Origin of the sequence: Avibacterium sp. 20-126 (assembly GCF_044358625.1) — a bacterium.
Taxonomy (GTDB): Bacteria; Pseudomonadota; Gammaproteobacteria; order Enterobacterales; family Pasteurellaceae; genus Avibacterium.
Genome location: NZ_CP091457.1, coordinates 2211803 through 2233031, shown reverse-complemented (window position 1 = coordinate 2233031; position 21229 = coordinate 2211803). Strand labels below are relative to the sequence as shown.

General features: G+C 40.3%; 27 protein-coding genes. 18 read left to right on the top strand and 9 right to left on the bottom strand.

What is annotated here, in order from left to right; translation table 11 throughout:
* The first annotated feature begins 1 nt into the window (after position 1).
* A complete protein-coding gene (iolG, locus tag L4F91_RS10565) occupies positions 2–1012 on the top strand; it encodes an inositol 2-dehydrogenase (protein ID WP_395896382.1) in 1011 nt (336 codons plus the stop codon).
* A 161-nt stretch (positions 1013–1173) separates the two neighbouring features.
* Here iolG and L4F91_RS10560 read toward each other — a convergent pair whose 3' ends face one another.
* The 8 genes from L4F91_RS10560 to L4F91_RS10525 form a co-directional block, all read right to left on the bottom strand.
* Positions 1174–1458 (bottom strand): YfcZ/YiiS family protein, encoded by a 285-nt coding sequence (locus tag L4F91_RS10560; RefSeq protein ID WP_395896380.1) that lies wholly within the window; start codon positions 1456–1458, stop codon positions 1174–1176.
* A gap of 120 nt (positions 1459–1578) precedes the next feature.
* Complete coding sequence (gene gnd / locus L4F91_RS10555) at positions 1579–3033, bottom strand: decarboxylating NADP(+)-dependent phosphogluconate dehydrogenase (RefSeq protein WP_395896378.1); 1455 nt, start codon at positions 3031–3033, stop codon at positions 1579–1581.
* A gap of 46 nt (positions 3034–3079) precedes the next feature.
* On the bottom strand, positions 3080–3391 hold the full coding sequence (locus tag L4F91_RS10550) for a nucleotidyltransferase family protein (protein ID WP_265778693.1): 312 nt from the start codon (positions 3389–3391) through the stop codon (positions 3080–3082).
* Complete coding sequence (locus L4F91_RS10545) at positions 3384–3818, bottom strand: nucleotidyltransferase substrate binding protein (RefSeq protein WP_265778464.1); 435 nt, start codon at positions 3816–3818, stop codon at positions 3384–3386. Before L4F91_RS10545 ends, L4F91_RS10550 begins: the two co-directional genes overlap by 8 nt.
* Before the next feature lie 49 nt (positions 3819–3867).
* On the bottom strand, positions 3868–4566 hold the full coding sequence (gene pgl, locus L4F91_RS10540; RefSeq protein WP_395896376.1) for a 6-phosphogluconolactonase: 699 nt from the start codon (positions 4564–4566) through the stop codon (positions 3868–3870).
* Between the two features lie 40 nt (positions 4567–4606).
* Positions 4607–6100 carry a glucose-6-phosphate dehydrogenase gene (gene zwf, locus L4F91_RS10535; RefSeq protein ID WP_395896374.1) on the bottom strand — a complete coding sequence of 498 codons (1494 nt, stop codon included), beginning with the start codon at positions 6098–6100 and terminating at the stop codon, positions 4607–4609.
* Between the two features lie 70 nt (positions 6101–6170).
* Complete coding sequence (cysQ, locus tag L4F91_RS10530; RefSeq protein WP_395896372.1) at positions 6171–6977, bottom strand: 3'(2'),5'-bisphosphate nucleotidase CysQ; 807 nt, start codon at positions 6975–6977, stop codon at positions 6171–6173.
* 124 nt (positions 6978–7101) lie between these two features.
* The gene (locus tag L4F91_RS10525) at positions 7102–9126 is read right to left on the bottom strand and encodes an OPT family oligopeptide transporter (protein ID WP_395896370.1); all 2025 of its coding nucleotides are present in this window, start codon (positions 9124–9126) and stop codon (positions 7102–7104) included.
* 134 nt (positions 9127–9260) lie between these two features.
* On the opposite strand from L4F91_RS10525, the gene hslR reads away from it, so the two are divergent.
* The 16 genes from hslR to L4F91_RS10445 all read left to right on the top strand — a co-directional run bounded on the left by hslR (position 9261) and on the right by L4F91_RS10445 (position 19325).
* A complete protein-coding gene (hslR, locus tag L4F91_RS10520) occupies positions 9261–9674 on the top strand; it encodes a ribosome-associated heat shock protein Hsp15 (protein WP_250351395.1) in 414 nt (137 codons plus the stop codon).
* Positions 9675–9779: 105 nt separating this feature from the next.
* Positions 9780–10640, top strand: a complete 861-nt coding sequence (gene hslO / locus L4F91_RS10515) for an Hsp33 family molecular chaperone HslO (RefSeq protein ID WP_250351396.1) — start codon at positions 9780–9782, stop codon at positions 10638–10640.
* 228 nt (positions 10641–10868) lie between these two features.
* Entirely contained in the window at positions 10869–12485 is a 1617-nt protein-coding gene (pckA, locus tag L4F91_RS10510; RefSeq protein WP_250351397.1) for a phosphoenolpyruvate carboxykinase (ATP), read from the top strand.
* 187 nt (positions 12486–12672) lie between these two features.
* Positions 12673–12990, top strand: coding sequence for a met regulon transcriptional regulator MetJ (gene metJ, locus L4F91_RS10505; RefSeq protein WP_250351398.1), 318 nt, complete (start codon positions 12673–12675; stop codon positions 12988–12990).
* Between the two features lie 244 nt (positions 12991–13234).
* Positions 13235–13546 (top strand): 30S ribosomal protein S10, encoded by a 312-nt coding sequence (gene rpsJ, locus L4F91_RS10500; RefSeq protein ID WP_001181005.1) that lies wholly within the window; start codon positions 13235–13237, stop codon positions 13544–13546.
* A 16-nt stretch (positions 13547–13562) separates the two neighbouring features.
* Positions 13563–14192, top strand: a complete 630-nt coding sequence (gene rplC, locus L4F91_RS10495; protein ID WP_035687403.1) for a 50S ribosomal protein L3 — start codon at positions 13563–13565, stop codon at positions 14190–14192.
* Positions 14193–14207: 15 nt separating this feature from the next.
* Complete coding sequence (gene rplD, locus L4F91_RS10490) at positions 14208–14810, top strand: 50S ribosomal protein L4 (protein ID WP_250351399.1); 603 nt, start codon at positions 14208–14210, stop codon at positions 14808–14810.
* The gene (rplW, locus tag L4F91_RS10485; protein WP_035687397.1) at positions 14807–15109 is read left to right on the top strand and encodes a 50S ribosomal protein L23; all 303 of its coding nucleotides are present in this window, start codon (positions 14807–14809) and stop codon (positions 15107–15109) included. Before rplD ends, rplW begins: the two co-directional genes overlap by 4 nt.
* Positions 15110–15130: 21 nt before the next feature.
* Positions 15131–15952 (top strand): 50S ribosomal protein L2, encoded by an 822-nt coding sequence (gene rplB / locus L4F91_RS10480; RefSeq protein ID WP_103853556.1) that lies wholly within the window; start codon positions 15131–15133, stop codon positions 15950–15952.
* A gap of 25 nt (positions 15953–15977) precedes the next feature.
* Positions 15978–16253 carry a 30S ribosomal protein S19 gene (gene rpsS / locus L4F91_RS10475; RefSeq protein WP_005539416.1) on the top strand — a complete coding sequence of 92 codons (276 nt, stop codon included), beginning with the start codon at positions 15978–15980 and terminating at the stop codon, positions 16251–16253.
* A gap of 10 nt (positions 16254–16263) precedes the next feature.
* Positions 16264–16596 (top strand): 50S ribosomal protein L22, encoded by a 333-nt coding sequence (rplV, locus tag L4F91_RS10470; RefSeq protein ID WP_250351400.1) that lies wholly within the window; start codon positions 16264–16266, stop codon positions 16594–16596.
* Positions 16597–16614: 18 nt separating this feature from the next.
* On the top strand, positions 16615–17319 hold the full coding sequence (gene rpsC, locus L4F91_RS10465) for a 30S ribosomal protein S3 (protein ID WP_250351401.1): 705 nt from the start codon (positions 16615–16617) through the stop codon (positions 17317–17319).
* A 13-nt stretch (positions 17320–17332) separates the two neighbouring features.
* The gene (gene rplP, locus L4F91_RS10460) at positions 17333–17743 is read left to right on the top strand and encodes a 50S ribosomal protein L16 (protein ID WP_103853558.1); all 411 of its coding nucleotides are present in this window, start codon (positions 17333–17335) and stop codon (positions 17741–17743) included.
* Positions 17743–17934 carry a 50S ribosomal protein L29 gene (gene rpmC, locus L4F91_RS10455; RefSeq protein WP_017805230.1) on the top strand — a complete coding sequence of 64 codons (192 nt, stop codon included), beginning with the start codon at positions 17743–17745 and terminating at the stop codon, positions 17932–17934. The genes rplP and rpmC overlap by 1 nt, the downstream gene beginning before the upstream one ends.
* On the top strand, positions 17934–18188 hold the full coding sequence (rpsQ, locus tag L4F91_RS10450; protein ID WP_250351402.1) for a 30S ribosomal protein S17: 255 nt from the start codon (positions 17934–17936) through the stop codon (positions 18186–18188). Before rpmC ends, rpsQ begins: the two co-directional genes overlap by 1 nt.
* Positions 18189–18362: 174 nt before the next feature.
* On the top strand, positions 18363–19325 hold the full coding sequence (locus tag L4F91_RS10445) for an asparaginase (RefSeq protein WP_395897896.1): 963 nt from the start codon (positions 18363–18365) through the stop codon (positions 19323–19325).
* Between the two features lie 187 nt (positions 19326–19512).
* Here L4F91_RS10445 and tal read toward each other — a convergent pair whose 3' ends face one another.
* Positions 19513–20466 carry a transaldolase gene (gene tal, locus L4F91_RS10440; protein ID WP_395896349.1) on the bottom strand — a complete coding sequence of 318 codons (954 nt, stop codon included), beginning with the start codon at positions 20464–20466 and terminating at the stop codon, positions 19513–19515.
* A 165-nt stretch (positions 20467–20631) separates the two neighbouring features.
* Here tal and L4F91_RS10435 point away from each other — a divergent pair, with 165 nt between their 5' ends.
* Entirely contained in the window at positions 20632–21189 is a 558-nt protein-coding gene (locus L4F91_RS10435) for a DNA-3-methyladenine glycosylase I (RefSeq protein WP_265762559.1), read from the top strand.
* The last annotated feature ends 40 nt before the right edge of the window (positions 21190–21229 follow it).

Sequence of the window (21229 nt, the reverse complement as noted above, 5' to 3'; positions counted from 1 at the left end):
TATGATTAAAGTAGGTATTATTGGTGCTGGCCGTATTGGCCGCGTGCATTCTGAAAGCATTAGTAAATATGTTAAAGGGGCAGAAATTAAAGCTATTTCAGATATTCGTGTCACAGATGAACTTCAGCAATGGGCGAAAGAAATAGGTATTCCAAATGTTTATGATGATTACCAAAAGATTCTGCAAGATCCTGAAATTGATGCTGTGCTAGTTTGTTCTTCAACCAACACTCACGCCCCAATTTCTATCGAAGCAGCGCGGGCTGGTAAGCATATTTTTTGTGAAAAACCAATTGACGCGAATGTGGCGCGCATTCAAGAAGTGCTTAAAGAAGTGGAAAAAGCTGGGGTGAAATTCCAAGTGGGATTTAACCGTCGTTTTGATCATAACTTCAAAGCAATAAAACAACGTGTAATTGCAGGTGATATTGGTGAGCCTCATTTAATTCGTATTACCTCAAGGGATCCAGCTGCACCGCCGATAGAATATGTTAAAGTATCGGGAGGAATGTTCTTTGATATGACAATTCACGATTTTGATATGATCCGCTATTTATCTGGCAGTGAAGTCATAGAAGTTTATGCGACAGGTAGTGTACTCGTTGATCCAGCTATTGGTGAGGCTGGTGATATTGATACTGCTGTGATCACCTTGAAATTAGCTAATGGTGCGATTGGCGTAATTGATAATAGTCGTAAAGCCGTTTATGGTTATGATCAACGTGCGGAAGTATTTGGGTCAAAAGGTGCAGTACAAACGCGTAATGATACAGATTCTACTGCAGTATATTCTTGCCAAACAGGCATTATCTCAGAAAAACCAAAATACTTTTTTTTAGAGCGCTATATGCAATCTTTTGCCGATGAAATGGTATGTTTTGTGGATTCAGTGGTGAATGATAAACCCACATTAGTCAATGGTAACGATGGTTTGCAACCCGTACTTATTGCCCTTGCAGCAAAAAAATCTTTAGATGAAGGGCGACCTGTTAAGTTGAGTGACATTGCTTAAAAGGATTGAAAACAAATGAGAGCCAAACAGCTCTCATTTTTTATGGGTAAACAAGATGTATGTGTATTCCAAAACATTTAACAACTCAGCGATATGACTGTACGCAATATCGTTTATTATGGTTATCAACACTACCTTGTTTTACATTGTGATTTGTTTGATTAACGTAACCCCAATTCAAAAATAAGGGATTCAGCTTGGCAGCTAAAGGTGAAATCTGCGCTGAGTAAAAAGCCATTTTCAACTGGGATAATTTCTGCCTTAATTTGGCAAGGCTCAGTTTCTGCACTTCGCGCTTTGGCAGTGAATTCGGTTAAAGCCTGTTCGGCGTCTTCTTTGCTGGCATAAACACGTTCAAGATGGCTAGTGCAATTACTGTTATCAATAATTGTTCCGACATCAAAGGTATTACAGCCAACGCATTCTACGGGATTCTCTTTTTTCATTTTATGACTCCTATTTTTAATTTTTATATGATAAGTGCGGTTGAAAAATATTGAAATTTTATACCGCACTTTATTTTTATGCAAAAAAAGCGATGAGTTATCTCATCGCTCTTTAATCATTTACACATCATAAGTGGTTGATGCGGTATTACCACCACGTCCTGTCCAGTTAGTATGGAAAAATTCACCGCGTGCTTTATCTTTACGTTCATAAGTATGTGCGCCGAAGTAATCACGTTGTGCTTGAAGTAGGTTAGCTGGTAAATTTGCTGAAGTGTAGCCATCTAAGAAGGTGATTGCAGACGCCATACAAGGCATTGGAATGCCCACTTCAATGGATTTCGCTACCACTTTACGCCAGTCGCCTAAAGCGTTTTCCAAGATGTTTTTGAAGTATGGATCTGAGCCTAAGAAAATCAGATCTGGGTTAGCTTCATAAGCATCACGGATATTGCCTAAGAAGCGGCTACGAATGATACAACCTTCACGCCATAATAAGGCCGTTGCGCCGTAGTTAATGTTCCAACCGAAGTTTTCTGATGCTTCACGGATCAACATAAAGCCTTGTGCGTATGAGATAATTTTTGATGCGAGCAGGGCTTTGCGTACCGCTTCGATCCAAACTTGTTTATCCCCTTCTACAGGTTGAATAGTTTTGTGGAATAATTTTGCTGCGGCAACACGTTGATCTTTAAATGAAGACACGCAACGGGCAAACACAGATTCGGTGATTAAGGTTAATGGAATACCGAAATCAAGAGCGTTGATCCCCGTCCATTTACCTGTGCCTTTTTGTCCTGCGGTGTCTAAGATTTTTTCTACTAATGGCTCACCATCACTATCTTTATAGCCAAGAATATCGGTGGTGATGTCGATCAGGTAGCTATCTAGTTCTGTTTTTTTCCATTCGGCAAAAATCTGTTGCATTTCTTCATAGCTTAAGCCTAAGCCATCTTTTAAGAATTGGTAAGCTTCACAAATTAATTGCATATCACCGTATTCAATGCCGTTATGTACCATTTTGACGAAATGTCCAGCGCCTTCTTGCCCAACCCAATCACAGCAAGGTTCGCCTTTATCTGTTTTGGCGGAAATCGCTTGCAAAATAGGTTTTACATAAGGCCAAGCTTCAGCATTACCACCGGGCATAATAGATGGCCCGTGGCGCGCACCTTCTTCACCGCCAGAGACACCAGCACCGATAAAGCGAATGCCTTTTTCTGCTAATTCTTTCACGCGGCGGTTAGTGTCTGGGTAGTTTGAGTTTCCACCGTCAATAATGATATCGCCTTCTTCTAAGTGAGGTAGTAAGGCGTTGATAAATTGATCAACCACTTCACCTGCACGCACCATTAACATCACTTTGCGCGGTTTTTCTAATTTGCTTGCCAAATCTTCTAGCGAGTAAGCGCCAATAATATTTGTGCCTTTTGCCGCGCCTTCTAAAAATTCGTCCACTTTTGAGGTAGTACGGTTATACGCCACCACTTTAAAGCCGTGGTCGTTCATATTTAAAATTAAGTTTTGTCCCATTACCGCTAAACCGATAACGCCGATATCGCCTTTTTGACTCATAACTTTCTCCTGTTTCGTTATAATCAGTTGCTGCCTTTATGAAAGGCTAGGTTGATGAAATCTGTTGTTGAATAACCACAGATTTCTGCAAAATAATCTGCTGAAATTCTGATGATGTTGCTGCCCAATCCACAAGATCCACTTGCCAAGGTAAATCGCTTTCTGAAAAAGCGTTTTCTACTTCACACAGTGTTCTTAAAGAAAGGGGCTGTGTTGTCATTACCACTAAATCAAGATCTGAAAAGGGACGTGCTGTGCCTTTCACCCTTGAGCCAAAGGCACGCACTTCATACTCGCTCAAGTAAGTGCGGAGTATTTTTTCTACAATTTCAAGATGTTGGGGTTGAATATCAATCATCATTATTACGCTGCTGTAATTGGTTGAGCAAGTTCTTGGCGGAAGCTAAAAAACCGATCATTTGTTCATAAACTTGTTGCGCCTTATTTTGATCGTAAGTATGCGAGGTGATGTTGCGCATTTTGCGATAGAGCAACCAATCTTCCACTTGCTCAATTAAGCCGGCTTTTGCACTCAAACGCAAAATATCACGGAAATCTGCACTGTCAATTTCATCGGGGGCTTCTGCAATCAGTTTTAATTGGCGTTTCATCATTTTGATGCTTAACTCATAAACAAATTCAAATTTTTGAATGCAACCAGCGATAAGGGTATCTTGCACAATATTTTCTTGTGCTGTAAACCATTGCTTATCCGCCAATTTCGCTAAGGTCATTTCAAGTGAATTAAACGCCTTTTCTAAGGCTGAGAGATCCAGTTGATCCATTTATTTTCCCAATAAAAATTTGCTAAAAAATCACCGCACTTTTATTTTATTACAACAACTTTGCCGCCTCTTTATCCAAATACCACTCCGTTACGCCATTTTTCGCCTTGATTTTCGCGGCGGGATAAGGCAGATTTTCCGCTGGCGTGCTTTGAATTTCTTTTAAAATTTCCGCTTTAGCTCCCCCTGTTACCAAATAGGTAATGCGTTTGGCTTGCTCAAGCAATTTAGCGGTTTTGGAAATTCGCACTTGCCCTGTTTCTGGGTGTTTGGCGATCACTGCTAAATTCTCGTCATCAAAATTGGTTTGATGTGGGAATAATGAAGCGGTATGCCCGTCTGTCCCCATACCCAAAATAATCCAATCAAACTCCCCGTTCGGCACGACTTCTGTAAGTTCATTTTGGAAGCGTGAGAGTTCCTGCTCAACAGGAGCCTCACCACGAATGCGGTGAATATTTTCTGCTGGAATCGCAATATGATCGAACAATAATTTTTGCACTTCGCCATAATTGCTTTCAGGATCAGAAGGCGCAACCATACGATCATCGCCCCACCAAAAATGCAAGTTTTGCCATTGGATAGCTTGGTTATACGGTGCTGTTGCCAAGGTTTTGAACAAGAGTTTTGGCGTGCTGCCACCTGAAAGAGAAATATGCACAGGGCGTCCTGCAAGACTATATTGCTTTAATTCTTCAGCAATTTTTTCTACCGCACATTGCGCATTATCAAAAATAACGGTGTTCATTGTGTTCTCCCATTTCCTCTCAATCATTGAGGGAAAGATATTATACTTTTTTCTTCATCAGCCCACTTGGTTTACGCCAAACTCGTCCTGTGCGTGCAATCAGTTTATCGGCTTCCTTTGGCCCCCAAGTGCCGGCTTCATAGTCATAAATGCGTCCACGAGCGGCTTTGTAATCTAAAATAGGTTGCACAAATTTCCAACAGGCGTGTACGGCATCAGTACGCGCAAACAAGGTAGCATCGCCTTTCATTGCGTCCAGTAATAAACGATCATAAGCGCTTAATAGGCTTGGTTGAGCAAGATCCGCATAGCGGAAATCCATAGATACTTCTTTTGCTTCAAAACCTGCGCCTGGCTTTTTCAAACCAAAACGCATTGAAATACCTTCATCAGGTTGAATGCGAATAATCAGTTTATTTTCAGGTGCATTTTGGCTAAATACTGGGTGTGGCGTCGTTTTAAAATGAATAACCACTTCAGTTACGCGGGTTGGTAAGCGTTTTCCTGTACGGATATAAAACGGCACGCCAGCCCAACGCCAGTTATCAATTTCACAACGTAATGCCATATAAGTTTCGGTATTAGAATCCGGTGGCACGCCTTTTTCTTCAAGGTAGCCCTTAACCTCTTTACCGTCAATAACGCCGCGAGTATATTGCCCTAGCACGAGATTGTTTTTCACATCTTCTTCGTTTAATGGATGTAGGCAGTGCAATACTTTTGCCACTTCATCACGCATTGAATCCGCGTTAATAATGGCGGGCGGCTCCATTGCAACCATCGCAAGCACTTGTAATAGGTGATTTTGGAACATATCACGCATTGCGCCAGAGCCATCGTAATATCCTCCACGTTCTTCTACACCAAGCTGTTCAGCCCCAGTAATTTCAATATAATCAATGAAATTACGGTTCCATAACGGCTCAAATAGACCATTAGAAAAACGTAATACTAATAAGTTTTGAACGGTTTCTTTGCCAAGATAATGGTCGATACGATAGATTTGATGTTCTTCAAAAAAGCGATGAATTTGAATATCAAGTGTTTTGGCAGTTTTAATATCATAGCCAAAGGGTTTTTCCACAATTAAACGCTTCCAGCCATAGTCTTCGGTATTTAACCCGTGTGCCGCAAGACATTCAGGAATCACGCCGTACAGGCTTGGTGGTGTGGACATATAATAAAGTGTGTTGCCTTCAGTGTGATATTTTTCGTGCAATTCGGTTAAGCGAGGCACGAGTTTGGCGTAATCTTTGGCATCAGAGGTGTTGATGGTTTGGTAATACAGATGGCTGCAAAATTGTTCAAGTATTTCGCCTTCCGCTTTTTCTGTCTTGATTAAGGCTTGACGCATTTTTGTGCGGAATTGCTCATCCGTCATTTCTGTTCTTGCTACGCCTAGCACGGAGAAATCTTCCGCTAAACGCCCGAGTTTATATAAGTTGTAAAGTGCTGGGATTAATTTACGGTGCGTTAAATCACCTGATGCCCCAAAAATCACGATACAGTTTTTTTCTGCGTTGTGGTTTGTCATATGATTGCTATCCATTTTTAAAAGAGTGGTAATAATATGCGCAAATTCGGCAAATTACCAATAGTTCTCATTAATTAAATTGAAAGATGTTGTGCCAGTTTAATTGTGCGTCTGCCACCATAACAAAATCAGGGTTTACTAAGCTTTCACGCTGATTGTAAGTGAGTGGCTGGAAATGGCGATCAAAAATTTTACCGCCCATTTCAGCTAAAATAATTTCAGCTGCTGCGGTATCCCATTCTCCTGTTTCGCCTAATCGAATATAACAATCTGCCGCCCCTTCTGCAACTTTTACGCTTTTTATGCCGCTTGAGCCAATAATGTCAAAATGGTAATTAAAATTTGGCTGCAAAATTGACCGCACTTTCTTTTTCGCAGAATGCGATCCCACAACAATACGAATGGGCTGTGATAAATTAACCGGTTGTCTGTTAAGTGCGGTGGTTTTTTGCGTTGTTTTTTTATAGGCGCCTAAGCCCTGTGCGGCGTAATAGGTTTGTTCGGTTTGCGGGCAATGAATCACACCTAGCACAGGGCGATGATGATGTACCAAGGCAATTAATACTGAAAAATGCCCTGTGCGATTGATAAATTGTTGCGTGCCATCTAAGGGATCAACAAGCCAATAGGTTTGCCATTGCTGTCTTTCGTGAAAAGGGATTTTACAATATTCTTCTGATAAGACGGGATAAGCAGGGGTAAGGGCGCGAAGTTTTTCCATTAAAAATTGACTGACAAAAAGATCTGCTTCTGTAACTGGGGTATTATCCGCTTTTATGTATGAGGTAAGATTTTTGTTGTAAAACCGATTGAGGTGATGGCCCGCTTGTTCTGCAATCATTAGTACCGATTGTAATAAAGAAGAATCAAATAACAAAACCGCCTCCCAAAAGATGAACCAGATAATAAAATGAGTATAGCAAAGGGGATAAAAAGAAAAAAGGGCAAGTATTATCTTGCCCTTAATTAACAAATAAAGATAAATTTAAACCGATTATCGCTTATCCTTTTTTCGCCCGAAGTACACGTAATGCATAAATCACGATACCCGCGATAAAGACCGCGAAGCCAAGCCATTCTGCTGTGCTATCCCAGTTTTCTAGCGAAAGTGCTAATGGTGCATCTGAGCCACCAGAAGTCACGGAGGCAGCAATAATGAAGGCAAGGATAACGCCAATTAAACTTTCCCCAACGATTAAGCCTGCGGCAAATAGCGTACCGTAGCGATCGGCTTTTTTCTTCACTTCTTCCACATTTTTACCATTACGATGGGCATAAGCGGTTAAATGGCGATTAATAAACCAAGCCAGTACCGCACCAATGACAATTGGCATATTTACAACAGGTGGTAAATAAATCCCCATTCCCACGGCAAGTGCAGGTAAGGCAAAACGATTATGGCTTGCTTTTTTCAATAGAAGATCCAGCATAATGAGGACTAAACCTAATCCAATCCCCATAAAGATATAAGACCATTCTAAATTGCTAGAAAAAATACCTGTTGCAATGGTAGTCATTAAGGTTGCTTGTGGCGCTGAAAGTGCTTGAGAAGGATCCATATCAGCGCGTGGTAATGCTCCCGTAAAGCCATAAGCGTGATAAAGAATTTCTAATACTGGGGCAATAACTAATGCACCAACAACACAACCGATAATCAGTGCGACTTGCTGACGCCAAGGTGTGGCTTCAACTAATAGCCCTGTTTTTAAATCTTGTAAGTTGTCATTTGAGATTGCCGCTGTGGTAACCACAATAGAACCAGAAAAAATAGTCAGTGCGGTTAAAAATTTCATTCCTTCTGTGCTTTCAATAAGCCCTGTGAATTTACCTAATGCGAGTAAGGTTAAGGAAATAAGTACCACAGAAATGATTCCAATTCCTGAAATTGGGCTAGATGATGATCCGACAAGACCAGCCATATATCCACAGGCTGCAGCAACGAAGAAACCAATAAATACTGCTAATAGCGTACATACAATAACAAATAAGAAGGCATACTCAGTCGCAATCGGCGCTTCTGCGATAAAATGGTGTAATGCAACCATAATTAATGCAACAGATGTAATCGTGATATAGATCATTGATTTAGGGGATAAATCTAACTGAGTACGATCACTACTTTGTGCTGATGGATCTTTTAATGCTCGGAAAGATTGTGCCATTCCTTGGATCATTGGCTTCATTAAGACAAGTAAAGTCCAAATCGCCGCAATACCAATGGTACCCACACCAATAAAACGCACTTTACTTTTCCAAATACCCATTGCATAGCTAATCATCTCGCCATCAACAGGCATTGATGATGCGCTAGTGAAATAGGGAACAGCAATTCCCCAAGTGAGAAAAATACCGATTAAAATTGCAATACCACCGACAATACCAACTAGATAACCGGCGCCTAATAAAGCGAAAGAAAACCCCATCGGCACTTGGAAAACCGCATTACCACCTTTAAACCATAAACTTGCCCCATCAGCAATAATGCGCAAGCCATTTGTTGCAAAACTGACTATTGCAGCAATGATGCCTCCAGTCGCAATTTCTTTGATACCTGTATCATTTTCTCCTTCTTGGTGATTTCCTGCTTTAAGAATTTCAGCCGCAGCAACCCCTTCAGGATAAGGTAAATCACTTTTAGCCACCATCACTTGACGCAGCGGGACAGTGAAAATCACCCCTAAAATCCCCCCTGATGCACAAATTAAAAGGGTTTGCCAGAATGGAAAATCTTGCCAATATCCCATCATTAATAAGCCCGGGATAACAAAAATCACCGAAGAGAGTGTACCTGCGGCAGAGGCTTGGGTTTGCACCATATTATTTTCTAGAATAGTTGACCCAGAAAACATTTTTAATACTGCCATAGAGATTACAGCGGCAGGAATGGATGAAGCAAAAGTTAGCCCCACCTTTAAGCCTAAATAGACATTTGATGCGGTGAAAATCACCGTAATTAACGCACCTAAGAACATTCCTCGGAAGGTAAGTTCTTTTAAACTTGGCGCTGAGTGATACGAAGTTTGCATATTTCTCCCAAATTTTGTAATAAAAACATTTCATTCTATATCAATTTTATCTAATAAGATCAATTTTTTGTTTTCATCTTCCGTTATGGCATAAAATACAATAAAAAATGACCGCACTTGATTAGGAGAAAGAAATGGCAAAACAAAACGTGCGTAATGCGGATAAAAATGATGAAGTTCGTCTAGATAAATGGCTTTGGGCAGCTCGATTTTATAAGACGCGTACCATCGCCAAAGAAATGATAGATGGCGGTAAAGTCCATTACAATAATCAGCGTACTAAACCGAATAAAACCGTCGAAGTGGGCGCATTGATCAAATTACGTCAAGGCAATGAAGAAAAAGAAGTGCAAGTGTTAGCCCTTTCCACCCAGCGACGTGGTGCGCCAGAAGCACAATTATTATATCAAGAAACCGCACAGAGTGTTGAAAAACGGGAAAAATGGGCCATTGCACGCAAAAATAATGCCCTTTCTATGCCAAACCCTGAACGCCGACCAAATAAAAAAGAGCGACGAGATTTACTTAAGTTTAAATATCAAGAGTAGCCTTGTTATTTGTAGAATGATCCCAATATAAAGGCAAATTGCCAAGTTAATGAACTCATTGATCTAATCTGTACTTGGCGTTATTTAAGTATTATTGAGGACAATATGACATATCAAGCTGACAACGACAAACTTTATCGTTATTTATTTAAACATCGAGCGGTACGTGGTGAATGGGTACGGTTAAATCAAAGTTTTAAAGAGACCTTAAATACCCACCATTATCCGAAAGTGGTGCAAAACTTACTGGGTGAAATGATGGTGGCAACCAGTTTACTCACCGCCACATTAAAATTTAATGGCAGTATTACCGTACAAATTCAAGGTGATGGACCACTTTCTTTAGCCTTAGTGAATGGTTCGGATGATCAAAAAATCCGCGCATTAGCCCGTTTACAAGGTGAAGTACGTGATGAGATGACACTAAGTGAAATGATTGGTAAAGGGGTGTTAGTCATCACTATTACGCCTACTGAAGGGGAACGTTATCAAGGTGTGATTAGCTTAGATAAACCGACGATTACGGAATGTTTAGAAGATTATTTTGTACGTTCTGAACAGTTACAAACGCAGTTAATTATTCGTACGGGCGAATTGAATGGCGAACCTGTGGCAGCAGGAATGTTATTGCAAGTAATGCCTGACGGCGTGGGCGAAGAAGGGGATTTTGAGCATCTTGCTACGCTGACTGCGACGGTAAAAGATGAGGAAATCTTTGGATTAAGTGCCGAAGAGCTACTTTACCGTTTATATCACGAAGAAACCGTAGAAATTTATCCCGCACAAAATGTGGAATTTTTCTGTGGCTGCACCCAAGAGCGTTCAGGAAGTGCATTGCTTTTACTACCAGAAAATGAAATTGATGAAATTCTTGCAGAGCATAATGGTAGCATTGATATGCAATGTGAATGTTGCGGCACGCATTATTTCTTTAATAAAGAAGCAATTGAGAAATTGCGAGAGTAACCCTCATAAACAATAACAAAGAAAGCACGGACTGGGTTCGTGCTTTTTTATTTCTCATATTTTTCAATTTATTTTTTGATTAAGGTCATAAAAATTAACTATTTTGAGTGAGTAAGCTGTTTTTTTCTGATTTTGCGATCTACCTAACATTTTTTTTCATCTTCTTTGCATAAAATAGCCCTCACTTTCCTTTTAATTTTAAATATTAACTTTTAATTGAGGTGTATTATGACAGATGTAACTAAATTAGTTGAAGAACTTGGTGAGTTAGGCATTTATGATGTAAAAGAAGTCGTTTATAACCCAAGCTATGAACAATTATTCAAGGAAGAAACCAAAGAAGGCCTAGAGGGATTTGAAAAAGGTACGGTAACAAAATCGGGGGCAGTCGCTGTGGATACGGGGATTTTTACCGGACGTTCGCCAAAAGATAAATATATTGTTTTAGATGAAAAAACCAAAGATACCGTATGGTGGACAAGTGATGCGGCGAAAAACGATAACAAACCAATGAATCAAGCCACTTGGCAAAGTTTAAAAGAATTAGTCACCAAACAACTTTCTAGCAAACGTCTGTTTGTGGTGGATGCGTTCTGTGGGGCAAATCCAGATACCCGTTTAGCGGTGCGTATTATCACTGAAGTTGCGTGGCAAGCCCACTTTGTAACGAATATGTTTATCCGCCCATCTGCTGCTGAATTAGCGAACTTTAAACCAGATTTTGTGGTAATGAATGGGTCTAAAGTGACTAATCCAAATTGGAAAGAACAAGGCTTAAATTCTGAAAACTTTGTGGCGTTTAATATTACAGAAGGTATTCAACTAATTGGTGGAACTTGGTACGGCGGTGAAATGAAAAAAGGAATGTTCTCAATGATGAATTATTTCCTTCCGCTTAAAGGTATCGCCTCAATGCACTGTTCTGCCAACGTTGGCAAAGAAGGTGATGTGGCAATTTTCTTCGGTTTATCTGGTACAGGGAAAACCACGCTTTCAACAGATCCAAAACGCCAATTGATCGGTGATGATGAACACGGTTGGGACGATGATGGCGTATTTAACTATGAGGGTGGTTGTTATGCTAAAACCATCAAATTATCGGAAGAAAGTGAGCCAGATATTTATCGTGCAATTAAGCGTGATGCTTTGTTAGAAAATGTGGTGGTGAGAGCAGATGGCTCCGTGGATTATGATGACGGATCAAAAACAGAAAACACCCGTGTTTCTTACCCAATCTATCACATTGAGAACATTGTAAAACCCGTTTCTAAAGCGGGTCATGCGAAAAAAGTGATTTTCTTAACCGCTGATGCTTTCGGGGTGTTACCACCAGTAGCAAAATTGACACCAGAGCAAACCAAATACTACTTCTTATCTGGTTTTACAGCGAAATTAGCGGGGACAGAACGTGGTATTACCGAACCAACTCCAACGTTCTCTGCGTGTTTTGGGGCGGCATTCTTATCACTTCACCCAACACAATATGCAGAAGTGTTAGTAAAACGTATGGAAGCATCGGGGGCGGAAGCATATCTTGTAAACACAGGCTGGAATGGCACAGGTAAACGTATCTCTATTAAAGATACTCGTGGCATTATTGATGCGATTTTAGATGGTGCTATTGATAGTGCGGAAATGTCTGAATTACCAATCTTTAACTTAGCCATTCCAAATGCGTTGCCGGGTGTCGATCCGGCCATTTTAGATCCGCGTGATACTTATGCAGATAAAGCACAATGGCAAGCGAAAGCCGAAGATTTGGCGGGGCGTTTTGTGAAAAACTTTGAAAAATATGCAACAAACGAAGAAGGGAAAGCATTGATCAACGCGGGACCAAAAGCCTAATTACATAACAAAAATTTGCTAAAATTTACACCGCACTGATGATTTTGGAGAAAAATCAAAGTGCGGTGTTTTTTTGTGGATTTTTAATCATTCATCTAGCTATCTAGCAGTCTTAATGTCTAGATTGTGATTTCAGCAATTTTTCATTAGAATAAACACAATTTTTGTGGAGATTTAAGGTGTCATTATGGTGAATTGGGATGGTAAATATATTAGTCCTTATGCAGAACACGGTAAGAAAAGTGAGCAAGTAAAGAAGATTACGGTGTCTATTCCAATTAAAGTGTTAGAAATTTTGACTAATGAGCGGACAAGACGTCAGCTGAAAAATTTACGTCACGCGACAAATAGTGAATTATTATGTGAGGCATTTTTGCACGCATTTACAGGGCAGCCGTTACCAACCGATGACGATTTGTTAAAAGAGCGCCACGACGAGATACCTGAGCAGGCGAAAAAAATGATGCGTGAGTTAGGCTTGAAGCCTGAAGAATGGGAATACTAAATTTCAGATTTTGCTGAGAAATAGGTTGCAATTCCTATTTGAGCTAAGTATAATCCACACGCTTTCTTAGAAAGCCCTTTGATGTAATCATTTATTAAAGGCGTGTTACAGATTTTGTAATACATAAAATGTCCCCGATTGGGGGACTATAATATTAGGTTACTGCACTTCCCTTTCAATGAAGTTTATGAAAGGTGACGGTGTCAGTTTTATTTTAGCTAAAAATTATTGGAGCTCTGGTCTAATGCAGAACCAAAGAATCCGTATCCGCTTAAAAGCATTTGATCATCGTTTAATTGATCAATCTACAGCGGAGATCGTAGAAACAGCTAAACGTACTGGCGCACAAGTTCGTGGTCCAATTCCTTTACCAACGCGTAAAGAACGTTTTACCGTGTTGATTTCTCCACACGTTAATAAAGACGCACGTGACCAATACGAAATTCGTACTCACAAACGTTTAGTAGATATCGTAGAACCAACAGAAAAAACTGTTGATGCATTAATGCGTTTAGATTTGGCTGCCGGCGTTGACGTGCAGATCAGCCTAGGTTAATTAAGAGGTTATGACAATGATTGGTTTAGTCGGTCGTAAAGTTGGTATGACGCGTATCTTCAATGAAGATGGCGTTTCTGTACCTGTTACTGTTATCGAAATCCAAGCAAACCGTGTAACTCAAGTTAAAACTCTTGAAAACGATGGCTATACTGCAATTCAAGTTACTACTGGTTCTAAAAAAGCGAGCCGTGTAACTAAGCCTGAAGCAGGCCATTTCGTGAAAGCAGGTGTTGAAGCTGGTCGCGGTTTATGGGAATTTCGTACAACTGAAGGTGAAGAATTCACTTTAGGTCAAGAAATTAATGTTGACATCTTCGCAGATGTTAAGAAAGTTGATGTTACTGGTACATCTAAAGGTAAAGGTTTCCAAGGTGGTGTTAAACGTTGGAATTTCCGTACTCAAGATGCAAGCCATGGTAACTCTTTATCACATCGTGTGCTTGGTTCTATTGGTCAAAACCAAACTCCAGGTCGTGTGTTTAAAGGCAAAAAAATGGCTGGACACTTAGGTGCTGAGCGTGTAACCGTTCAATCACTTGAAGTTGTTCGTGTCGATGCTGAGCGTAATTTATTATTAGTTAAAGGTTCTGTACCTGGTGCAACTAATAGTGATGTTATCGTAAAACCAGCAGTTAAAGCATAAGTCTAGGAGATAGAGATGGAATTACAAGTTGTAGGTGCAAACGCACTAACTGTTTCTGAAACTACCTTCGGACGTGAGTTTAATGAAGCATTGATCCACCAAGTAGTTGTTGCTTATGCAGCAGGTGCTCGTCAAGGTTCACGTGCGCAAAAAACTCGTGCTGAAGTGTCTGGTTCAGGTAAAAAACCTTGGCGTCAAAAAGGTACTGGTCGCGCTCGTGCTGGTGATATTAAATCGCCAATTTGGCGTTCTGGTGGTGTAACTTTTGCAGCGAAACCACAAGATCACAGCCAAAAAGTGAACAAAAAAATGTACCGTGGTGCAATCAAAAGCATTCTATCTGAGCTTGTTCGTCAAGATCGTTTAGTTGTAGTTGAAAAATTCGAAATTGATGCGCCAAAAACAAAAGCCTTAGTTCAAAAATTAAAAGATATGGCGTTAACTGACGCGCTTATCATCACTGCAAGTTTAGATGAGAATTTATTCTTAGCTGCACGTAACTTATATAAAGTTGATGTACGTGATGTGCAAGGTATTGATCCAGTCAGTTTAATCGCTTTTGATAAAGTGGTTGTAACTGTTGATGCAGTGAAACAAATTGAGGAGATGTTAGCATGATTCAACAAGAACGTTTGCTAAAAGTGTTAAAAGCACCTCACGTCTCTGAGAAAGCAACAAATAACGCTGAGAAGTCAAACACCATCGTTTTCAAAGTCGCTTTAGATGCCAACAAAGCAGAAATTGCAAAAGCTGTTGCTGAATTATTTGAAGTGAAAGTAGATTCTGTTCGTACTGTTGTCGTTAAAGGTAAAACTAAACGTCGTGGTACTAAGATGGGACATCGCAGTGACTGGAAAAAAGCTTATGTAACTCTTCAAGAAGGTCAATCACTTGACTTCGTTGAAGGTGCAGAGTAATTACGGAGGAGAAAGAAATAAATGGCTATCGTAAAATGTAAGCCGACCTCCGCTGGTCGTCGTCACGTTGTTAAAATCGTAAACCCTGAATTACATAAAGGGAAACCTTACGCACCATTATTAGATAGCAAATCTAAAACAGGTGGTCGTAATAATTTAGGACGTATTACTACTCGCCATATCGGTGGTGGTCATAAACAACATTACCGTTTAATCGATTTCAAACGTAACAAGTTAGATATCCCAGCGGTTGTTGAGCGTCTTGAATATGATCCAAATCGTTCTGCAAATATTGCTTTAGTGCTTTATAAAGATGGTGAACGCCGTTATATCTTAGCACCTAAAGGTTTAAGCGCAGGCGATCAAATCCAAGCAGGTGTAAACGCTCCAATTAAAGTTGGTAACTCATTACCAATGCGTAATATCCCTGTTGGTTCAACTGTACATAACGTTGAATTAAAACCAGGTAAAGGCGGACAACTTGCACGTTCTGCTGGTGCTTATGTACAAATTATTGCGCGTGAAGGTAACTATGTTACTTTACGTCTTCGCTCAGGTGAAATGCGTAAAGTATTAGCTGAATGTTCTGCGACCATTGGTGAAGTGGGTAATTCAGAGCATATGCTTCGCGTTCTTGGTAAAGCTGGTGCTAACCGCTGGAGAGGCGTTCGCCCAACAGTTCGTGGTACAGCAATGAACCCTGTTGATCACCCACACGGTGGTGGTGAAGGTCGTAACTTCGGTAAACACCCAGTTACTCCTTGGGGCGTTCAAACCAAAGGTAAGAAAACTCGCCATAACAAACGTACAGATAAATATATTGTACGTCGTCGTGGTAAATAATATTAATTAAATAAGAGGATTAGCCATGCCACGTTCTCTCAAGAAGGGTCCTTTCCTTGACCTACACTTGTTGAAGAAGGTAGAGAAGGCGGTGGAAAGCGGGGATAAAAAGCCAATTAAAACTTGGTCCCGTCGTTCAATGATCATTCCATCAATGATCGGATTGACCATCGCAGTCCATAATGGTCGTCAGCACGTTCCAGTTTATGTATCGGACGAAATGATTGGTCATAAACTCGGTGAATTTGCACCGACTCGTACTTACCGCGGACACGCTGCGGATAAGAAAGCTAAGAAGTAAGGGGTAAAAGATGGAAACTATCGCAAAACATCGTTACGCTCGCACTTCAGCGCAAAAAGCTCGTTTAGTTGCGGATTTAATCCGTGGTAAAAAAGTAGGTCAAGCATTAGAAATTTTAACTTTCACTAACAAAAAAGCAGCATCGCTTGTTAAGAAAGTGCTTGAGTCTGCAATTGCTAATGCAGAGCATAATGACGGTGCAGATATCGATGATCTAAAAGTGACTAAGATTTTCGTAGATGAAGGTCCTAGTATGAAACGTGTTATGCCACGTGCTAAAGGTCGTGCAGATCGTATTTTAAAACGTACAAGCCACATCACTGTGGTTGTGTCAGATCGTTAATTTAGTAGAGGAATAGCAATGGGTCAAAAAGTCCATCCAAATGGTATTCGCCTAGGTATTGTTAAGCCTTGGAGCTCTACTTGGTTTGCGAATACACAAGACTTCGCGTCTAACTTAGACGGCGATTTCAAAGTGCGTCAATTCTTAAATAAAGAATTAGCGAATGCTTCCGTTTCACGCATCACTATTGAGCGTCCAGCGAAAAGTATTCGTGTAACAATTCACACAGCTCGCCCAGGTATCGTAATTGGTAAAAAAGGCGAAGATGTTGAAAAATTACGTAATGCTGTTGCAGCTATCGCAGGTGTTCCAGCTCAAATCAACATCGCTGAAGTGAAAAAACCTGAATTAGATGCGAAATTAGTTGCAGATAGCATCGCTTCTCAACTTGAACGTCGAGTAATGTTCCGTCGTGCAATGAAACGTGCGGTACAAAATGCAATGCGTTTAGGTGCCAAAGGTATCAAAGTTGAAGTTAGCGGTCGTTTAGGTGGTGCAGAGATTGCTCGTTCAGAGTGGTATCGTGAAGGTCGTGTGCCATTACATACACTACGTGCGGACATCGATTATAACACTGCTGAAGCACATACTACATACGGCGTAATCGGCGTTAAAGTGTGGATCTTCAAAGGTGAAATTCTTGGTGGAATGGCTGCAATTGCACAACAACCAGAACAACAACCTACCACGCCTAAAAAGCCACGTGGTAAAGGTCGTAAGTAAGGAGAATTGCTAAATGTTGCAACCAAAACGTACAAAATTCCGTAAAGTCCAAAAAGGTCGTAACCGTGGAATTGCAGGTGGTACAGAAGTTAGCTTCGGTACCTTCGGTTTGAAAGCAGTTGGCCGTGGTCGTTTAACAGCTCGCCAAATTGAGGCAGCACGTCGTGCGATGACTCGTGCGATTAAACGTCAAGGTAAAATCTGGATCCGTGTTTTTCCAGATAAACCAATTACTGAAAAACCATTAGAAGTCCGTATGGGTAAAGGTAAAGGTAACGTTGAATACTGGGTAGCTTTAATCCAGCCGGGTAAAGTACTTTATGAAATGGATGGTGTGTCTGAAGAGCTAGCAAGAAATGCATTTGCACTTGCAGCGGCTAAATTGCCAATTAAGACCACATTCGTAACTAAAACGGTGATGTAATGAAAGCTCAAGAACTACGTACAAAAACTGTTGAAGAGCTGAATGCTGAATTGGTTAACTTGTTAGGTGAGCAATTCAAATTGCGTATGCAAGCAGCCACCGGTCAGCTTCAACAAACCCATCAGTTAAAACAAGTGCGTCGCAGTATTGCACAAGTGAAAACTGTATTAACCGAGAAGGCGGGTGAGTAATGACTGATAAAATTCGTACTGTGCAAGGTCGTGTAATTAGCGACAAAATGGATAAATCATTCACAGTTGCAATTGAACGCAAAGTGAAACACCCTCTTTATGGTAAATTTATCCGTCGTACAACTAAATTACATGTGCACGATGAAAATAACGAAGCAAAATTAGGTGATGTTGTTGAAATTAAGGAATGTCGTCCTCTTTCAAAAACTAAATCACATACTTTGGTTCGCGTTGTTGAAAAAGCAGTAATCTAATTTATTAGTTATCGCTTTAAATAAAATAATAGCCAATGGTGAATACCATTGGCTTTTTTGTTGATAAAAATAATAAAAATTTTGACCGCTCTTTTATTTATGTGAAGGTTGTAAAAATTTTTTGTTGATAGCTATGCTAAAATAGCGTAATTAAAATAACCTATAGATCAAATAATAATGAAAAAACTCCTCGTCCTCCACACAGGAGGCACAATTTCAATGCACGCGGATAGCAGTGGAAAAGTGACGCCAAATAGCCGTAATCCTATGACCAAAGTCGGTTTGGATTTACATAATATTGAAGTGGAATCGGTGGATTTTCTTAACTTACCCAGCCCACATATTCGCCTTGAACATATGCTTGCCCTAAGCCAGAAAATTAAGCAAGAGGCACAAAATTATGATGGTGTGGTGATTACACACGGGACGGATACACTGGAAGAAACGGCTTATTTTCTTGATACAATGCAACTTCCTAAAATACCTATCGTCATTACGGGAGCAATGCGTTCAAATAATGAGTTAGGCAGTGATGGCATTTATAATTACCTTTCTGCATTGCGCGTGGCAGTTTTTGAGAAAAGCGCAGATAAAGGCGTGTTAGTTGTTATGAATGATGAAATTCACGCGGCGAAATATGTAACCAAAACCCACACCACTAATGTTTCCACCTTTCAAACACCCACTCACGGCCCTTTGGGGGTGATTATGAAAAAAGATATTCTCTTTTTCAAAACCGCCGAGCCTCGCGTGCGTTTTGATTTAGAAACAGTGAGTGGAAATGTGCAAGTCATCAAAACTTATGCGGGAATGGATAGCTGGCTGTTTGAGCAATTAGATTTGCAACAATTGGACGGCTTAGTGATTGAAGCATTAGGGGCAGGAAATATTCCACCGCAAGCTGCGAAAGGATTACAGCGATTGCTAGCACATAATATTCCTGTTGCGTTAGTTTCTCGTTGTTTTAACGGTATTGCTGAGCCTGTTTATGGTTATGATGGCGGTGGGGCAAGTTTGCAGGAACAGGGCGTAATGTTTGTGAAAGAACTGAATGCTCCGAAAGCTCGCTTAAAATTACTCATCGCGCTGAATGCAGGATTGCAAGGCGAGGCGCTGAAAAGCTATATGGAAGGATAAAGAAAAAAGTTTAACATTTGCACCGCACTTTATTGTGGTGAGATGCGTTGTAAGAAACCGCTAAAAGCGGTGGAATGTTTTGCGTTTATCCCATTACAAGCATTAAAAGTGCGGTGAGATTTTTGGCAGAATTTTCATATATAGCAAAAGCCCCAGTGAGTTGGGGCTTTGTCTTATTGAGAGGAGATTAGAACTTCGCCAATAACATCGCTTCTAATTTTTCTTGGTCAATGGCAAATTTACGGATACCTTCAGCCAGTTTCTCGACGGCCATTGGATCGCTGTTATGTTGCCAGTAGAACTCGCTTTCTGTAAGTGGTTGTGGCTTAGCTTTCACTTCACCTTTATATTCTAGTTTGCGAGCAAGTGCGGTGTTATTTTCTTGCAATTCTTTTAATAAAGTAGGAGCAATGGTTAAGCGATCGCAACCGGCAAGTTCAGTAATTTCGCCTACGTTACGGAAACTTGCCCCCATTACTACGGTTTGGTAGCCGTGTTGTTTGTAATAGTTGTAAATTTTAGTTACTGAAATCACACCGGGATCTTCTGCTGGCGCATATTCTTTTTTATCACTATTGGCTTTATACCAGTCAAGAATACGACCGACGAATGGTGAAATTAAGTATACCCCCGCTTCAGCACAAGCACGAGCTTGGGCTTCTGAGAATAAGAGGGTTAAGTTACAGTTAATGCCTTCTTTTTCAAGAATTTCTGCTGCACGGATACCCTGCCAAGTGGAGGCAATTTTAATTAAAATACGATCATTGGAAACCCCAGCTTCATTATAAAGTGCGATTAATTTACGTGCTTTTTCAACAGTGGCTTGGGTATTGTAAGAAAGACGTGCATCCACTTCGGTAGAAATGCGTCCGGGTACGATTTTAAGAATTTCTAAACCGATATTTACCGCTAATTTATCTTCTGCATCAATGAGTTGCTGTGCTTTATCAGCACTTTTGCTTTTGCCATAGGCAATGGCTTCGTCAATTAACGGCGCATATTGAGGCAATGCGGAGGCGCTTAAAATGAGTGATGGGTTCGTGGTGGCATCTTGTGGTTGGTAAGTTTTAATGGCTTCGATATCTCCTGTATCTGCCACAACTACGGTCATTTCGCGTAATGCGTCTAATTGTGTTGTCATATTTACCTCTAATTTGATTGTTGGTTAAGTTGGAATACAATATCACATCTTATTGATGAGCATATAGCTATTTTAGCTCTAGTATTAATAGGTAGATTCTAAATTAAATTCAATGAATGAGGAAAAGAAAATCTGTGATCCTGATCACAATATAAGGAATGAATGATGAAAACACGTTGCAGTTGGGCCGAAGGCTCGTCTATTTATCAAGATTATCACGATAATGAATGGGGCAAGCCAGAATATGATAGTCTGAAATTATTTGAGAAAATTTGTTTAGAAGGACAGCAAGCAGGGCTTTCGTGGATTACCGTTTTGAAAAAACGGGAACAGTATCGTCAGGCATTTTTTCACTTTAATCCTGAAAAGATTGCGCAAATGACGGCACAAGATATTGATGAGAGAATGCAAAATGCTGGGCTTATTCGTCATCGTGCGAAATTAGAGGCAATTGTAAAGAATGCAAAAGCCTATTTAGCAATGCAAAAGTGCGGTGAAAATTTTAGCGATTTTATTTGGGCCTTTGTTAATCACCAGCCACAAATAAATGATGTCCCTGATTTATCCGCAGTGCCAGCGAAGACAGCGGTTTCAAAACAGCTTTCAAAGGCTTTAAAAAAACGTGGTTTTGTCTTTGTTGGAGAAACCACTTGTTATGCTTTTATGCAATCTATGGGGCTAGTAAATGATCATCTGAATAGCTGTTTTTGTAAGTATAAATAAAATGCTTTTTTCATCATTTTTCTTTATAATCGGCTTAATT

What these genes read in the sequence shown, in the direction of transcription:
- L4F91_RS10545 (WP_265778464.1), bottom strand. Translation starts at nt 3,818, where the DNA reads ATGGATCAACTGGATCTCTCAGCCTTAGAAAAGGCGTTTAATTCACTT.
- pckA (WP_250351397.1), top strand. Translation starts at nt 10,869, where the DNA reads ATGACAGATGTAACTAAATTAGTTGAAGAACTTGGTGAGTTAGGCATT.
- metJ (WP_250351398.1), top strand. Translation starts at nt 12,673, where the DNA reads ATGGTGAATTGGGATGGTAAATATATTAGTCCTTATGCAGAACACGGT.
- rpsS (WP_005539416.1), top strand. Translation starts at nt 15,978, where the DNA reads ATGCCACGTTCTCTCAAGAAGGGTCCTTTCCTTGACCTACACTTGTTG.
- L4F91_RS10560 (WP_395896380.1), bottom strand. Translation starts at nt 1,458, where the DNA reads ATGAAAAAAGAGAATCCCGTAGAATGCGTTGGCTGTAATACCTTTGAT.
- rpsC (WP_250351401.1), top strand. Translation starts at nt 16,615, where the DNA reads ATGGGTCAAAAAGTCCATCCAAATGGTATTCGCCTAGGTATTGTTAAG.
- tal (WP_395896349.1), bottom strand. Translation starts at nt 20,466, where the DNA reads ATGACAACACAATTAGACGCATTACGCGAAATGACCGTAGTTGTGGCA.
- rpsJ (WP_001181005.1), top strand. Translation starts at nt 13,235, where the DNA reads ATGCAGAACCAAAGAATCCGTATCCGCTTAAAAGCATTTGATCATCGT.
- zwf (WP_395896374.1), bottom strand. Translation starts at nt 6,100, where the DNA reads ATGACAAACCACAACGCAGAAAAAAACTGTATCGTGATTTTTGGGGCA.
- L4F91_RS10435 (WP_265762559.1), top strand. Translation starts at nt 20,632, where the DNA reads ATGAAAACACGTTGCAGTTGGGCCGAAGGCTCGTCTATTTATCAAGAT.
- hslR (WP_250351395.1), top strand. Translation starts at nt 9,261, where the DNA reads ATGGCAAAACAAAACGTGCGTAATGCGGATAAAAATGATGAAGTTCGT.
- rplB (WP_103853556.1), top strand. Translation starts at nt 15,131, where the DNA reads ATGGCTATCGTAAAATGTAAGCCGACCTCCGCTGGTCGTCGTCACGTT.
- iolG (WP_395896382.1), top strand. Translation starts at nt 2, where the DNA reads ATGATTAAAGTAGGTATTATTGGTGCTGGCCGTATTGGCCGCGTGCAT.
- rplD (WP_250351399.1), top strand. Translation starts at nt 14,208, where the DNA reads ATGGAATTACAAGTTGTAGGTGCAAACGCACTAACTGTTTCTGAAACT.
- hslO (WP_250351396.1), top strand. Translation starts at nt 9,780, where the DNA reads ATGACATATCAAGCTGACAACGACAAACTTTATCGTTATTTATTTAAA.
- gnd (WP_395896378.1), bottom strand. Translation starts at nt 3,033, where the DNA reads ATGAGTCAAAAAGGCGATATCGGCGTTATCGGTTTAGCGGTAATGGGA.
- rpmC (WP_017805230.1), top strand. Translation starts at nt 17,743, where the DNA reads ATGAAAGCTCAAGAACTACGTACAAAAACTGTTGAAGAGCTGAATGCT.
- L4F91_RS10550 (WP_265778693.1), bottom strand. Translation starts at nt 3,391, where the DNA reads ATGATTGATATTCAACCCCAACATCTTGAAATTGTAGAAAAAATACTC.
- rplC (WP_035687403.1), top strand. Translation starts at nt 13,563, where the DNA reads ATGATTGGTTTAGTCGGTCGTAAAGTTGGTATGACGCGTATCTTCAAT.
- pgl (WP_395896376.1), bottom strand. Translation starts at nt 4,566, where the DNA reads ATGAACACCGTTATTTTTGATAATGCGCAATGTGCGGTAGAAAAAATT.
- rpsQ (WP_250351402.1), top strand. Translation starts at nt 17,934, where the DNA reads ATGACTGATAAAATTCGTACTGTGCAAGGTCGTGTAATTAGCGACAAA.
- rplV (WP_250351400.1), top strand. Translation starts at nt 16,264, where the DNA reads ATGGAAACTATCGCAAAACATCGTTACGCTCGCACTTCAGCGCAAAAA.
- L4F91_RS10525 (WP_395896370.1), bottom strand. Translation starts at nt 9,126, where the DNA reads ATGCAAACTTCGTATCACTCAGCGCCAAGTTTAAAAGAACTTACCTTC.
- rplP (WP_103853558.1), top strand. Translation starts at nt 17,333, where the DNA reads ATGTTGCAACCAAAACGTACAAAATTCCGTAAAGTCCAAAAAGGTCGT.
- rplW (WP_035687397.1), top strand. Translation starts at nt 14,807, where the DNA reads ATGATTCAACAAGAACGTTTGCTAAAAGTGTTAAAAGCACCTCACGTC.